The organism is Bacteroidota bacterium, from assembly GCA_005882315.1.
In the GTDB taxonomy this organism is placed as follows: domain Bacteria; phylum Bacteroidota; class Bacteroidia; order Chitinophagales; family Chitinophagaceae; genus VBAR01.
In genome coordinates this window covers 2,016,749-2,030,547 of the sequence record VBAR01000001.1, presented here as the reverse complement: position 1 = coordinate 2,030,547, position 13,799 = coordinate 2,016,749, and the positions used below count along the sequence as shown (strand labels likewise).

The 13,799-nt window shown below is 37.5% G+C and carries 8 protein-coding genes; all 8 read left to right on the top strand.

Translation table 11 applies throughout. The features are described 5' to 3' along the window. The first annotated feature begins 9 nt into the window (after positions 1-9). The 8 genes from E6H07_08360 (at position 10) to E6H07_08325 (ending at position 13,334) form a co-directional block, all read left to right on the top strand. Positions 10-315 (top strand): EthD family reductase, encoded by a 306-nt coding sequence (locus tag E6H07_08360; GenBank protein ID TMI65902.1) that lies wholly within the window; start codon positions 10-12, stop codon positions 313-315. Between the two features lie 21 nt (positions 316-336). After that, positions 337-1,476 (top strand): hypothetical protein, encoded by a 1,140-nt coding sequence (locus E6H07_08355; GenBank protein ID TMI65901.1) that lies wholly within the window; start codon positions 337-339, stop codon positions 1,474-1,476. A 1-nt stretch (position 1,477) separates the two neighbouring features. After that, entirely contained in the window at positions 1,478-2,539 is a 1,062-nt protein-coding gene (locus tag E6H07_08350) for a two-component sensor histidine kinase (GenBank protein TMI65900.1), read from the top strand. Then, entirely contained in the window at positions 2,539-4,554 is a 2,016-nt protein-coding gene (locus E6H07_08345) for a two-component sensor histidine kinase (protein ID TMI65899.1), read from the top strand. The genes E6H07_08350 and E6H07_08345 overlap by 1 nt, the downstream gene beginning before the upstream one ends. Before the next feature lie 707 nt (positions 4,555-5,261). Continuing rightward, the gene (locus E6H07_08340; GenBank protein TMI66504.1) at positions 5,262-6,890 is read left to right on the top strand and encodes a GHKL domain-containing protein; all 1,629 of its coding nucleotides are present in this window, start codon (positions 5,262-5,264) and stop codon (positions 6,888-6,890) included. Between the two features lie 1,322 nt (positions 6,891-8,212). Beyond that, the gene (locus tag E6H07_08335; protein TMI66503.1) at positions 8,213-9,229 is read left to right on the top strand and encodes a GHKL domain-containing protein; all 1,017 of its coding nucleotides are present in this window, start codon (positions 8,213-8,215) and stop codon (positions 9,227-9,229) included. Between the two features lie 12 nt (positions 9,230-9,241). Beyond that, positions 9,242-11,278 carry a tetratricopeptide repeat protein gene (locus tag E6H07_08330; GenBank protein TMI65898.1) on the top strand — a complete coding sequence of 679 codons (2,037 nt, stop codon included), beginning with the start codon at positions 9,242-9,244 and terminating at the stop codon, positions 11,276-11,278. A 7-nt stretch (positions 11,279-11,285) separates the two neighbouring features. Further along, on the top strand, positions 11,286-13,334 hold the full coding sequence (locus E6H07_08325; GenBank protein TMI65897.1) for a tetratricopeptide repeat protein: 2,049 nt from the start codon (positions 11,286-11,288) through the stop codon (positions 13,332-13,334). The last annotated feature ends 465 nt before the right edge of the window (positions 13,335-13,799 follow it).

Genomic DNA, 13,799 nt, shown 5'->3' with positions numbered 1-13,799 from the left:
TTAAACTATATGATTAAAGCAACAGTATTGTACGGACATCCTACCGACGTTGATGTGTTTGAAAAATATTATGCAGAGACACATACTCCCCTTGCGTTAAGTATGAAAGGAGTTGATAAAATGGAACTAACAAAATTTCTACCAGCTCCCGATGGAGGAAAGCCTGCGTTTTACCGTATGGCAGAATTGTATTTTACAGGCCCAGCTGAAATGCAGCAATCAATGGGTTCACCCGAAGGACAAGCTACTGCTGCAGATCTTGCAAATTTTGCAACAGGCGGAGTAACGATGATAATTGGGGCAGTTGAAAATTAATTTTCGAAAATAAAATATGTGATGAAAGCAAAATCAATAAAAGGAAATTCAACAGAAGAAATTAAGAATGCATTGCAGCAAAGCATGGCCGATGGTTATATCCCCACATTGGCCATTGTATTTATATCCATCAAACAGGATCACAAGGCTATTTGCAAATTGTTAGATGATGCGGGTATTGCTGTTTTCGGCTGTACCACAAATGGAGAGTTTATTGATGAAGAAACAGAAAAAGGTTCTGTAACAATTCTTTTACTCAACATTAATAAAAATTATTTTCAAATTTATTTTGAAGAGTATCCCGAAAAAAATTACAGGGAAATAACAAATGCTGTTGCACGTAAAGCAAAAGAGAAATTTTCAACACCAGCTTTTTTTATTGCCGGTAGTAACATGGAAACGGACGCAGAAGGATTATTGTTCGGTTTTGAAGATGTAGTTGGCAAAGATGTAAATGTGTACGGATGTATGGCAGGGGATGATTTTACTTTTTCTGATCAGTTTGTATTTACCAATGGGCAACAAAGTTCACGGGGGTTGGTATGTATTGCCCTGGATGAAGATAAGATAATGATCAAGGGAGTGGCTACATGTGGTTGGAGAGCGGTAGGCACTGTAAGAACGGTAACCAAAAGTACAGGCAACCATGTTTATACTGTCGATGACACGGCCGTACTTGATATTACTACAAAATATGGCGGTCTTGAAAACGTATCACCGGATAATGAAGGACTACTATTGGAAATAGCCGCCAATTTTCCTTTGCAATTGCAACGGGAAAAGGGAGATCCTGTAATGCGTCCCGGATTGGTTATAGACTGGAGCGACCGTTCTTTTTATTGTAGTGGATCGGTGCCACAGGGATCAAAAGTTCGATTCTCCCTTCCTCCTGATTTTGATGTGATGGATAAAGTAATTAAAGGCGTGGAAAATCTGAAGGCAACACAAATGCCAGAAGCGGATGCGTTGGTGGTTTTCAGTTGCGCCGGAAGAATTCTTTCATTAGGGCCATTGATGTCACAGGAAATTGAAGGCATTAAAAAAGTATGGAATGTGCCAATGCTTGGTATGTTCTCCAATGCAGAACTGGCAAGAGCTACTGGCGGAAATTTAGAGATGCATAATTTGACCACTTGTTGTGTAGCATTAAAAGAAAAATAAAATGAACCAGCATTTACAAAGCATATTAAATGTTATTCAGCAGGGCGAGAACCTGACTGCTGAACAAAAAAATGCTATTACAAAATCATTAAAGGATGCTGATAAAGAATTAGAGATAACTGCATTCAAACTCGACAGAACAGAAAAAGTAAAAAGAACTACTGCCATCTTATTAGAAGAAACCATTGAAGAACTGGAACAGAAAAGAAAAGCCATCGAAGAAACAAATACTGCCTTACAAAAATCACTGGAGGAATTAAAAGCAGCACAGGCTCAATTGATCCAATCAGAAAAAATGGCTTCGCTGGGAGAACTTACAGCAGGCATTGCTCATGAAATACAAAATCCGTTGAATTTCGTCAACAATTTTTCTGATGTAAGTACTGAGCTGGTGGATGAGATGAATGAAGAAATAGATAAAGGAAATTTAGAAGATGCAAAACAAATAGCACAGGATCTAAAACAAAACCTGGAAAAAATAAATCATCATGGCAAACGTGCCGGTGATATTGTAAAAGGGATGCTTCAACACAGCCGCACCAGCAGCGGACAAAAAGAACTTACAGATATTAATGCACTCGCAGATGAATATTTAAGATTAGCCTATCACGGTCTTCGGGCAAAGGATAAAACATTTAATGCTGCTACCAAAACTGATTATGATGAAACGATTGGTTTGATAAAAGTTATTCCACAAGATATTGGCCGTGTTGTGCTCAATCTTATTACAAATGCTTTTTATGCTGTAAATGAAAGGAAGAAACTACAGCCAGATGGATATGAACCTGTTGTTTCAGTAAGCACTAAAAAATTAAAAGATAAATCCGATAGCTATCGGATTGAAGTATCCGTAAAAGATAACGGTACTGGTATCCCTCAAAAAGTTTTAGATAAAATATTTCAACCATTCTTTACAACCAAACCAACAGGACAAGGAACAGGATTGGGCTTATCATTGAGTTATGATATTGTAAAAGCACATGATGGAGAGTTGAAAGTGGAAACGAAAGAAGGCGAGGGAAGCGGATTTATTATACAATTACCCTTTAAACCCATTGGATAATGAAAAAACTGATAGGTCTGTTACTTTTATGGTCTTTCGCACAGCCGGTCTTTGCACAGGACAATCAGAAAGCCATCATCGACAGCTTGAAGCAGGAACTTTCCATAAGCAAGATCGATACAAGTAATGTCCTGTCAATGGTAGAACTGGTTGACCAATATAAGTTCTCTAATGTTGACTCCGCCTTATTATATGCCCAGAAGGCATTGATGCTGTCACGGAAAATACAATTTCATGAAGGGGAATTCAGATCACTTTTGATGATGGGGTATGCACTTTCCCTGGCAAGCAATCATGCAAGAGCCCTCGAACTGGAATTGAAAGCCTTGCGAATTGCGGAGAAATACAATTTTACGATCGGCCGGGGGGAAGTATTTAACAGGCTCGGCGTGATATACAGGAATACTAATGATTTCCCGAGATCATTGTTTTATCATAAACAGGCTAAGCAGATCTTCGACTCATTGCATAATTATTCCATGGCGGTGTCTTCAGAAGTACATCTGGCAAGGGCATATTATTCAATGAATCAACCGGATTCTGCCTTGTATTACAGCCTGATGGCAGATAAAAATATGAAACGTTATGGTGCGGAATTTATGAGTAGCTCCAATTCAATAACACTTGCCCGGATCCAATCAGACAAAGGAAATGTACAGCTTGCGCTCAATTATTATCAACAAGGCCTGTTGGCTGGTTATGCAAGAGACCAATATTTTTTTAATTATAAAGCAAACCTTGAAATCGCTGAGATATATCAACGGGCAGGGCAGCGTGATTCCTGTATCTATTATGCACAAAGGGCACTTGCCGATGCACAAAAAAGCAGCGGCGGCATTCCAATTGCTGAAGTAAGCCTTTTTTTGTCTGCAGTATATGAAAAAAGCAACCTGGCACTTGCACTTCAATACGAGAAAATGGCCCTGGCGGCTATACAAAAAACGAACAGTTTTGGCAACCTGAACAGCATTCAAAACCTGGCAGCATTTGATGAAGAGGAACGACAGTACGAATTGGATGCAACACAGGCTGCATATCAAAATCGTGCAAAGCAATATGGATTGCTGGCTGGTTTAGCTGTGTTCCTTTTGATCGCATTTTTTCTCTACCGCAATAACAGGCAGAAACAAAATGCGAATGCCTTGTTGCGTCATCAAAAAGAAGAGATCAATTCGCAAAAAATTTTAGCTGAAAAAATGCTTTCCGAACTTAAATCCACTCAATCGCAACTTATCCACTCAGAAAAAATGGCAAGCCTTGGTGAACTCACTGCAGGCATTGCGCATGAAATTCAAAACCCGTTAAACTTCGTTAATAATTTTTCGGAGGTAAATAAAGAATTGATTGCAGAGATGAGAGAAGAAATTAAAAAAGGAAATTATGATGAAGTAAATGCGTTGGCTAAAGATGTTGAGGACAATCAGGAGAAAATAAACCACCACGGCAAGAGAGCCGATGCCATTGTAAAAGGAATGCTACAACATAGCCGTAGCAGCAATGGTCAAAAAGAATCAACTGACATCAATGCATTAGCTGATGAATATTTAAGGTTGGCATATCATGGTTTAAAAGCAAAAGACAGGTCATTCAATGCAACGATGAAAACTGATTTTGATGAAAGCATTGGCAACGTCAATATCATTCCGCAGGATATTGGCAGGGTAGTTCTTAATTTAATCAACAATGCATTTTATGCTGTGGATGAAAAAAAGAAACAGAATCAAAATGGATATGAACCAACTGTTTCAGTAAGTACAAAAAAAATAAATGCCCGCCCGGATGACCCGGTCGGACGGGGGAAAGTTGAAATAAGTGTAAAAGATAATGGCGACGGCATTCCACAAAAAGTATTGGATAAAATTTTTCAACCATTCTTTACCACCAAACCAACAGGACAAGGAACTGGTTTAGGTTTATCGTTGAGTTATGATATTGTAAAAGCTCATGGTGGTGAGTTGAAGGTGGAAACGAAATCTGGAGAAGGATCTGATTTTATTATTCAATTACCAGTTTAAATATTGAGCAAATTATTGAAGCTTAAATTAATCATATGCATAGTTTAAGAATATTAACAGGCTTATGTTTCCTGCTTTTAATGTCTGTTAAAGGTTTTGCCCAGCAAAGCAATTATGCGGATTCTATTCTTAACCAACTTAAAATCATAAAAAATGGGGACAGCAGATACAGCATTTACTTTGACAATGCGATCGCATTAATGCGTAAAAATAAAAAGGAAGTATTACTGGAAAACAAACCCATCATCGGTGAGTTGGATCGCCTGCAGGCTGTTTTAGATGAAAGTAAATATTGTAACCTCCTTTCAATCTTTTATCAAAGACAATTTATTTTAGATAGTATGCCCAATGAAGTTTTAATAAGATTTGGCAGAGGTTACATTGAGAAAAATAAAGCTGGTTATTCGGCTCATTGCAAAAATGTGTTTCTTCATATTCTAAGAGAAACGAGAATACCCTACCGTAACAGCAGCCATTTATATGAAGGGATCGAATATTACATCAATCTGGGAAACTATTTCGTTAATAAGAACGACCAGGATGGCGCAGCCACAGTATATAGTGTTTTGGGTGGTTTTTATAATCGCATCGGTCTATCGGAAAAAGCTGAATACTCCCTCTTGAAATCACTAAGTTTTCTTGATGATGACCCTGTAGCTGATTCAGTTTTTGGTTTATTAGGAACATCCGGAAAAACCAACAGGTATATGATCCTGGGGAGTAATATGGTGGATGATAACAGGCCTGAAACAGCTGAAAAATACCTGGGGCTTGCTATAAACCAATTCAACAAATTGAAATTTCCATTACTATTCCCTGATGCACCATATCTTTTTTTACAAATGGCTAAGGTAAAAACGCTTATGAAAAGCGATAGCAGTAAATACTATTATGATAAGGTAGCTGAACTCTTAAGCATATACAAGTTGGGGCCACTTGAACATGCATGGTATTATATAGAAAAGGGAAAAGATTTTTTAAGTAAGGATCAAAATGACTCTGCCTCCTATTACATCGGTAAAGCTAAGCTGCTTAAGAATGATCAAGACCTTGGCCTTACAAGTCCATGGGGAGAGCTAACACCTAATTACTATGCTGCCGATTTAGCCCTGCGACAAAATAATCCCAAACTAGCCATTCAATTATTACAACCCGAGATACAGGAATTAAGAGCAATTACTGCCAAGGTCTCTATTATAAACGAACTGCAGTTACTGGCAAAAGCCTATGCTGCTGCGGGAATGTATAAAGAAGGTTTCAATACGCAACAGGAATTATTTGAAATAAAAGACAGGTTAGCAAAGGAAGCAGGGAATGCAAGATCACTGAGTTTCGATATTGAAAAGAAAATGCAGGACAATGAAAATAATATTGCATTGCTCAAAGCCCGGGATGAGGGTAATAAGAAAATCAAATACTATTTATTTGGTATCACAGCACTGCTGGCACTTTTTGCAATTACGCTGGGGATCGCTATCAGGAATAAGCAAAAATCAAATACCCGTTTAACCACAAAAAATACTGAGGTCATTAATACACTGGAGCAGTTGAAACAAACCCAATCCCAATTGATCCAGTCAGAAAAAATGGCTTCGCTTGGTGAGCTCACAGCAGGTATTGCCCATGAAATACAAAACCCATTGAATTTTGTTAATAATTTTTCTGATGTGAATGAGGAACTACTGACAGAGATGAAAGATGAATTAAGTAAAGGAAGAATTGAGGATGCAATAGCATTGGCAAATGATGTTATAGAAAATCAGAAAAAAATAAATCATCATGGCAAAAGAGCTGATGTTATTGTAAAAGGAATGTTGCAGCACAGCAGAAGCAGCAACGGAGTAAAAGAACCAACTGATATTAATGCGTTGTGTGATGAATATCTCCGGTTAAGTTATCATGGATTAAGGTCAAAAGACAAATCATTCAACGCAACCATTAAAACTGATTTTGATGAAACGATTGGCAACATCAATATCACTCCGCAAGATATAGGAAGGGTTGTTCTGAATTTAATCAACAATGCTTTTTATGTTGTGGATGAAAAAAAGAAACAGCAGCCAAACGGATATGAACCAACTGTTTCAGTAAGTACAAAAAAGAATAATGGTAAAGTTGAAATATGTGTAAAGGATAACGGTATTGGTATTTCACAAAAAGTACTGGACAAAATATTTCAACCTTTCTTCACCACCAAACCCACAGGACAAGGAACAGGTTTGGGCCTATCGTTGAGTTATGATATTGTAAAAGCTCATGGCGGTGAGCTGAAGGTGAAAACGAAAGAAGGTGAAGGAACAGAGTTTATTATTTTATTACCGGAAAAAAGCAACTAATGAAAAAATACACTTGTATATTTTTTATTTTTCTCTCCCTGATCGCCAGATCACAGATTCGCTTTGAACTGTATTATTCGGAAAAGCAGTTAACTGTTATACTTCAACAGGCAAAAACAAACTGGGACAAGATGAATGCCCAGGGAATGTTGGCTAGTTATTACAAGTTGTCTAATAAAGACAGCCTGGCCCTGAGCTATCTCAAAAAGCTGAAATCAGTTGCTGAAGGATCAAAGGATGTAAAACTAAAAGCAAGGGCACTTTGGTGGGATAATTATTATGATAGCGATACAACAAAAGCCAAACGATATATTGATTTTGCCAATAAAAATAATTTAATTGAAGATGAAATTGCCGGGTATGTAGAACTTACCAGGATCAATATTCATATCAAACTTGATGTGGCTGAGCAAAATGCTCTTATGGCCAAAAAACTCTGGAACGAGTGGAAGATAGATTCGATTGGTAAAGACTCTTTGAAACTGGAAATATGGAAACAATTAGCACATGTTTATGTCCATAAGAGAGATGGCATAAAAGTGATCACTTATCTTCTTCCGTTACAAGATTATGCGATGCAGGAAAGAGACCTGTTATTAAAAGAACAAGCTCTTGATGGATTGACAGGTATGTATGATGAATGGACGGGTCAGTCCAAAAGAGCTATTGAGTGGGGAGTCAGGCTCTATGAATTTTATAAAAAACTGAATAACCCTAACAAGCTGCTTATTGGTAATTATGGAATGGCAATGCAATATTGCTATTCTGGTGATACGGTGAAGGCCCGTTATTATTGTAATGAAACCGAAAGACTTCTTGATTCAATCGGGACCTTCACAAGAAATATTATATGGCTCAATCAAGCCAAATACTATGCAAAATTGATTAGCCTGAAGGAATATGTGAGTTTGATTGAAACCAATTTTAACAATCGTTATTTTTTATCCCCGGCAGAGAGAGCCTCTTTAAAATTAGCTCTTTACTCAGATGCAGGAAAGCTTGATTCAGTAAAATATTATCTCGGGATTTATAAAAAACTGGCCGGCGATTCAACGGCTAAGAATGATCAAAATTTCAAATCTCTACAGGCCTCTTACTACTTAGATACGAAGCAGTATAACCTGGCAATACCTGCTTTCAAAGAATTGAAAGAAGAGGCAGAAAAGGAGGGCAGTTTGTCTACTACCCGTTGGCTTTGCAAACTGCTGGCTGACGCCTATGCAGCATCTCATGATTATAAGAATGCCCATGCTTTTCTTGAACAGGCTTATAAGTTAAAAGACAGTCTTGAAAAATTAGGAGGCAAAGAAGAAGTATCGTTAATGGAAATGCAGAAACAAGCGGAGTTACAAACATCCTCTTATAATGAAGAAAAAAAATTACAGGCTGCCGAACAAGCAAGGGTCAGGTTTAAGAACCGTGTGAGTTTGTATGGCTTGCTTGCTGGTGTTGCGATCCTGCTACTAGTTGCAGGATTGTTATGGCGTAACAACAGGCAAAAACAGAAAGCCAAATCGAAAATTGAATCGGCCTACTCAGAGTTAAAAAACACACAGTCACAACTTATTCAATCAGAAAAAATGGCAAGCCTGGGTGAATTGACCGCTGGCATTGCACATGAAATTCAAAATCCTTTAAATTTCGTCAATAATTTTTCTGAGGTAAACAAAGAATTGATTGCAGAGATGAGAGAAGAAATTAAAAAAGGAAATTATGATGAAGTAAATGCGCTGGCTAAAGATGTTGAGGACAATCAGGAGAAAATAAACCACCACGGCAAGAGAGCCGATGCCATTGTAAAAGGAATGCTACAACATAGCCGTAGCAGCAATGGTCAAAAAGAATCAACTGACATCAATGCTTTGTGTGATGAATACTTAAGGCTATCCTATCATGGGCTTCGGGCAAAAGACAAATCATTCAACGCATCGATGAAAACTGATTTTGATGAAACCATTGGCAACATCAATATCATCCCGCAGGATATTGGAAGAGTGATACTCAATTTGATCAACAATGCGTTTTATGCAGTGGATGAAAAGAAGAAATCAGGAATTGAAAATTTCGAACCAACCGTTTCTGTAAGTACAAAAAAGAATAACGGTAAGGTTGAAATCAAAGTAAGTGATAATGGCAATGGGATTCCGCAAAAAGTCTTAGATAAAATTTTTCAACCATTCTTTACCACCAAACCAACAGGACAAGGAACAGGACTAGGATTGTCGTTAAGTTATGATATTATAAAAGCACACGGTGGTGAGTTAAAAGTTGTAACGAAAGAAGGAGAAGGAAGTGAATTTATAATTCTATTATCTCCGGTTAAGGAAGAAGTTAAATAGTTTTTGAAAAATATGAGCATACAATCTCTTAAAAATAAAATTGACGATCTCAATGAGCAGGCATGGAATGTCCGTGTAAGTGATTCACCCCGGGCATTTGAACTAAGCCAGGAATCGGTAAAGCTTGCAAAAAGTATTGATTATACCAGGGGATTGGCAGAAGGCCTTCGCTCCCTTGGTTTTTGTTATGTGCGACTTTTTAAAAATGACGAAGCTTTACCACTTTTGCAGGAATCGCTTTCGTTGTTCGAATCCATCAATGACCTTAAAGGACAAGGAATCGTTCATGAATATTTAGGGATCATTCAACGCAACCGGGGCAATTTAGGCGCTTCATTAGACCTGCAATTAAAAGGACATAGATTTATTCTGCAAAGCGGCTCCCTTGAGATATTATGTACCAGTTGTTACCAGATCGGCGTTACTTATAAGCACCTGGGTAATCATGAAAATGCACTTGATTATCTATTCCAGTGTCTTTCTGTTTCAAAGAGTATCAACTTTACATTGATGGAAGCCTATGCTATAAATATCATCGGCTCCATCTATTTTGATACGGGCGACTATAGCCATGCATTGGAATATTATCAACAAGGACTGGTTACCCGTCGCGATTCCAACGATAAATGGGGAGAAGCAGGAAGCCTCGATAATATCGGGTTCACTTATCATAAACTCAAAAATTATGACCAGGCGATCAGTTATTGCAAGCAAAGTCTTGAGATAAGTAAGAGTACTGATGATAAAAAGGGACAGTCAAATGCACTGCTTCATCTTGCTGAAATATTTAAGGAGTCAGGAGATATGAGCCAGGCCTCGGCATTTTCCAATGAAAGCCTGGAAATAAGAAGAGCGAGAGGTGATAAAAGAGGCGAGGCAGAAGTGTTGTTGTTCCTGGCGGATCTGCATGTTAACGAAATCGAAAAAGATGATCAGATATTTGAATGGTTTTCAAATGCGTTAAGAATTGCAGAAGAAATAAAAGCACAGGACCTTTCCAGCAAAGCTCATTACCATCTATATGAATACCACCAGCGGAAGAAAAATTTTGAAAGATCACTTATACATGTTGAAGCCCACCTGCAAATGGAAAAAGAGCTTCATAAAAATACTATTACTCAAAAAATATTGAACCTTGAGATCTCTCACAAAGCAGAAGAAGCAAAAAAGGAAGCCGATGCGGTGCGTCAGCGAAATGAAGAACTCACTGTCCTGAATAAAGAGATTGAAGAGCAGAAAAAAAAGTTAGAAGAAGCTTTCATAGAATTAAAAGCTACACAGGCACAACTTATCCACTCCGAAAAAATGGCCTCCCTTGGGGAATTAACAGCCGGTATTGCACATGAAATTCAAAACCCATTGAACTTCGTCAATAATTTTTCTGATGTGAATAAAGAATTGGCTGACGAATTAGAACAAGAGATTGATAAAGGAAATTATGTTGATGCAAAAGCAATTGCAAAGGATATCAAAGACAACGAACAAAAAATAAATCATCATGGTAAACGTGCAGGTGAAATTGTAAAAGGAATGCTACAACACAGCAGAAGCAGCAGTGGCGTGAAAGAGCCAACAGATATAAATGCTTTAACAGATGAATATTTAAGATTGGCCTATCATGGTATGCGGGCTAAAGACAAATCATTCAATGCAACAACGAAAACTAATTTTGATGAAAGTATAGGAAACATCAGTATCATTCCGCAGGATATCGGAAGAGTAATTCTCAATTTAATTACCAATGCCTTTTATACAGTTTCAGAAAAGAAAAAACAAAGTGAAAACGGGTTTGAGCCAATTGTTTCAATAAGTACAAAAAAGGAGGTTGGTAAAATTCTTCTGTCAGTAAGGGATAACGGCAACGGTATTCCCCAAAAAGTATTAGGTAAAATATTTCAACCATTCTTTACCACCAAACCAACCGGACAGGGTACCGGGTTAGGGTTAAGTTTGGCTTATGATATTATAAAAGCACATGGCGGCGAAATAAAGGTGAACACGAAAGAAGGAGAAGGATGTGAATTTATTATTCAATTGCGGACTAATTAAAAAAAGCATGAAAATCTTTTTAAAAGTAATTTCACTACTCTTGTTGCCATCATTAATTGCAGGGCAACAGGAAAACCCATATTTGAGTAGTTTGTACAGATCTCTATCCGATGCAACAAGCGATACTGCCCGGATGGAAGTCTGTAGTAAGCTCGGATCATATTACAGTCTTGTGGATCGTGATAGTTCAAATTTTTATCTTGAAAAAGCTTTGCCTATTGCTGTCAGATTAAATCTAAAATTTGACGAAGCCTCTATACTGAACGCAATGGGGGTTATCCTGATGCAGCAGGAAAAGTTTTCAAAGTCATTGGAACTCTATTTGAAAGCATTAAATATTGCAAAGGACCCCACTATTGAAAAAACTATTTGGCATTTGTCGCCGGGACAAAACCCAATGGGTGCACGAATGCTTCTGCTAAGCAACTGCTACGATTTGATCGGATTGCTAAATGCCTATACCGGAAACTGGATTGTTAACACAAAAAACCAATTGAAAAATTATCGGGAAGCCGAAAAATATGCAAAAGCAGCAGGTGACACAGCACAGATTGCGTACATAAACTTTCACATGGGTATTGCTTATATGAATGAAGGAAAATTTGATTCAGCACTCATGCTTATTAAAAAGGCCATATCAACGTTTTCAGATTTGAAAGATCAAACGGGATTAGGTCGTGCAATGAAATATCTGGGCGATAGCTATGAGAAGATGGGAAATTTCGATTTGGCCGCCAATACAATATTTCAGGCGATAGCACTTTTAAAAGAGACAAATGATCATCTACACCTGGGCCTGGGATATATTTCATTAAGTCGTGTATGTACGGATTTGAAAAAAAATGACTCCGCTTTATATTATGCTAAAGAAAGCTTGAAAATTTTTGAAAAGCGCAAAGACCCGGCTTGGAAAAGAGATGCATATAACCTACTTACTTACTGTTTTGATCAGCTGGGCAGAACCGATAGTGCCATCGTGTATTTAAAATTGTCTAAATCATTAAGTGACAGTCTTAGTGTAGAAGAGCGAAAAAATCTTCTTGCCTTTCTGGACGTAGTTGTAGATGAGCAGGCAAAGTTGGAAAAGCTAGAGAAAGAAAAAATAGAAACCCGCGAAAAATTAAGAATATACTTGCTACTGTCAGGTATTGTTGTTTTTATAGTTATTGTTTTTTTGCTCTATCGAAATAACCAGCACAGGAAAAAAACTAATGAAACTTTACGACAGCGAAATGAAAAAATTGAAAATACATTACATCAATTAAGATCTACTCAAACTCAGCTCATCCAATCCGAAAAAATGGCTTCATTAGGAGAGCTAACAGCAGGCATTGCACATGAAATTCAAAACCCGTTAAATTTTGTAAACAATTTTTCAGAAGTAAATTCTGAGCTAATAGCTGAGATGAAAGAGGAGATAGAGAAAGGGAATCTTGACCAGGTAAAAAACATTGCTACAGACATCGGGGAAAATGAGCAAAAAATAAAGCATCATGGCAAAAGAGCCGACGCCATTGTAAAAGGAATGTTGCAACATAGCCGCAGCAGTACAGGTGTAAAAGAACCGGCAGATATCAATGCTTTATCCGATGAATACTTACGCCTTTCCTATCAAGGCCTTCGTGCAAAAAACAAATCGTTTAATGCAACAATGAAAACAGATTTTGATAATAACGTTGGAAAAATAAATATCGTTCCCCAGGAAATTGGAAGAGTGATCCTGAATTTGATCAACAATGCTTTTTATGCAGTTGATGAAAAAAAGAAAGCCCCCCAGCCCCCTAAAGGGGGAGTTGGTTACGAACCTACAGTTACAGTAACTACAAAGAGGATTAATGATAAAGTTTTAATTTCTGTTTCTGATAATGGTAATGGCATTCCCCAAAAAGTATTGGATAAAATATTTCAACCCTTTTTCACTACCAAACCAACAGGGCAAGGAACTGGTTTGGGTTTGTCGTTGAGTTATGATATTGTAAAAGCACATGGTGGGGAAATAAAAGTGGTGACAAAAGAAAATGAAGGAACGGAATTTACAATTATGTTGCTGGTATAGACATGGTGGGGTCCCGATAGCTATCGGGATGAAAGTAGAAACAAAGGAAGGTGAGGGAAGTAGTTTTATTATTTGTTTACCAATTGTATAAATTATACTAAATGAAATTAGTTAAGATCATCTTGTTCGTTTTGTTGCCTGTTTTTTCCATATCACAGGTGAATCCGCTATTTCTTGAGCCTACTAAAAAGCAAGCCGATAGTTTACGAAATGCGCTGAGTCAAAATATAAATGACACCTTACGAATGGCAGCTAACAGGGAGCTTTCACTTTATTATTTCGATTTAAACACTGATAGTTCTATCTATTATATTGAAAAAGATCTGCCACTTGCCAGGAAACTACAATTAAAATTATGGGAAGCAGATGCATTGGATCTATTGGGGCTCATTTCAAGTAACCAGGGGAATTATGTCAAAGCGATGATATCCTTTAATGAGGCTTTTCAAATAGTCGAAAACAAAG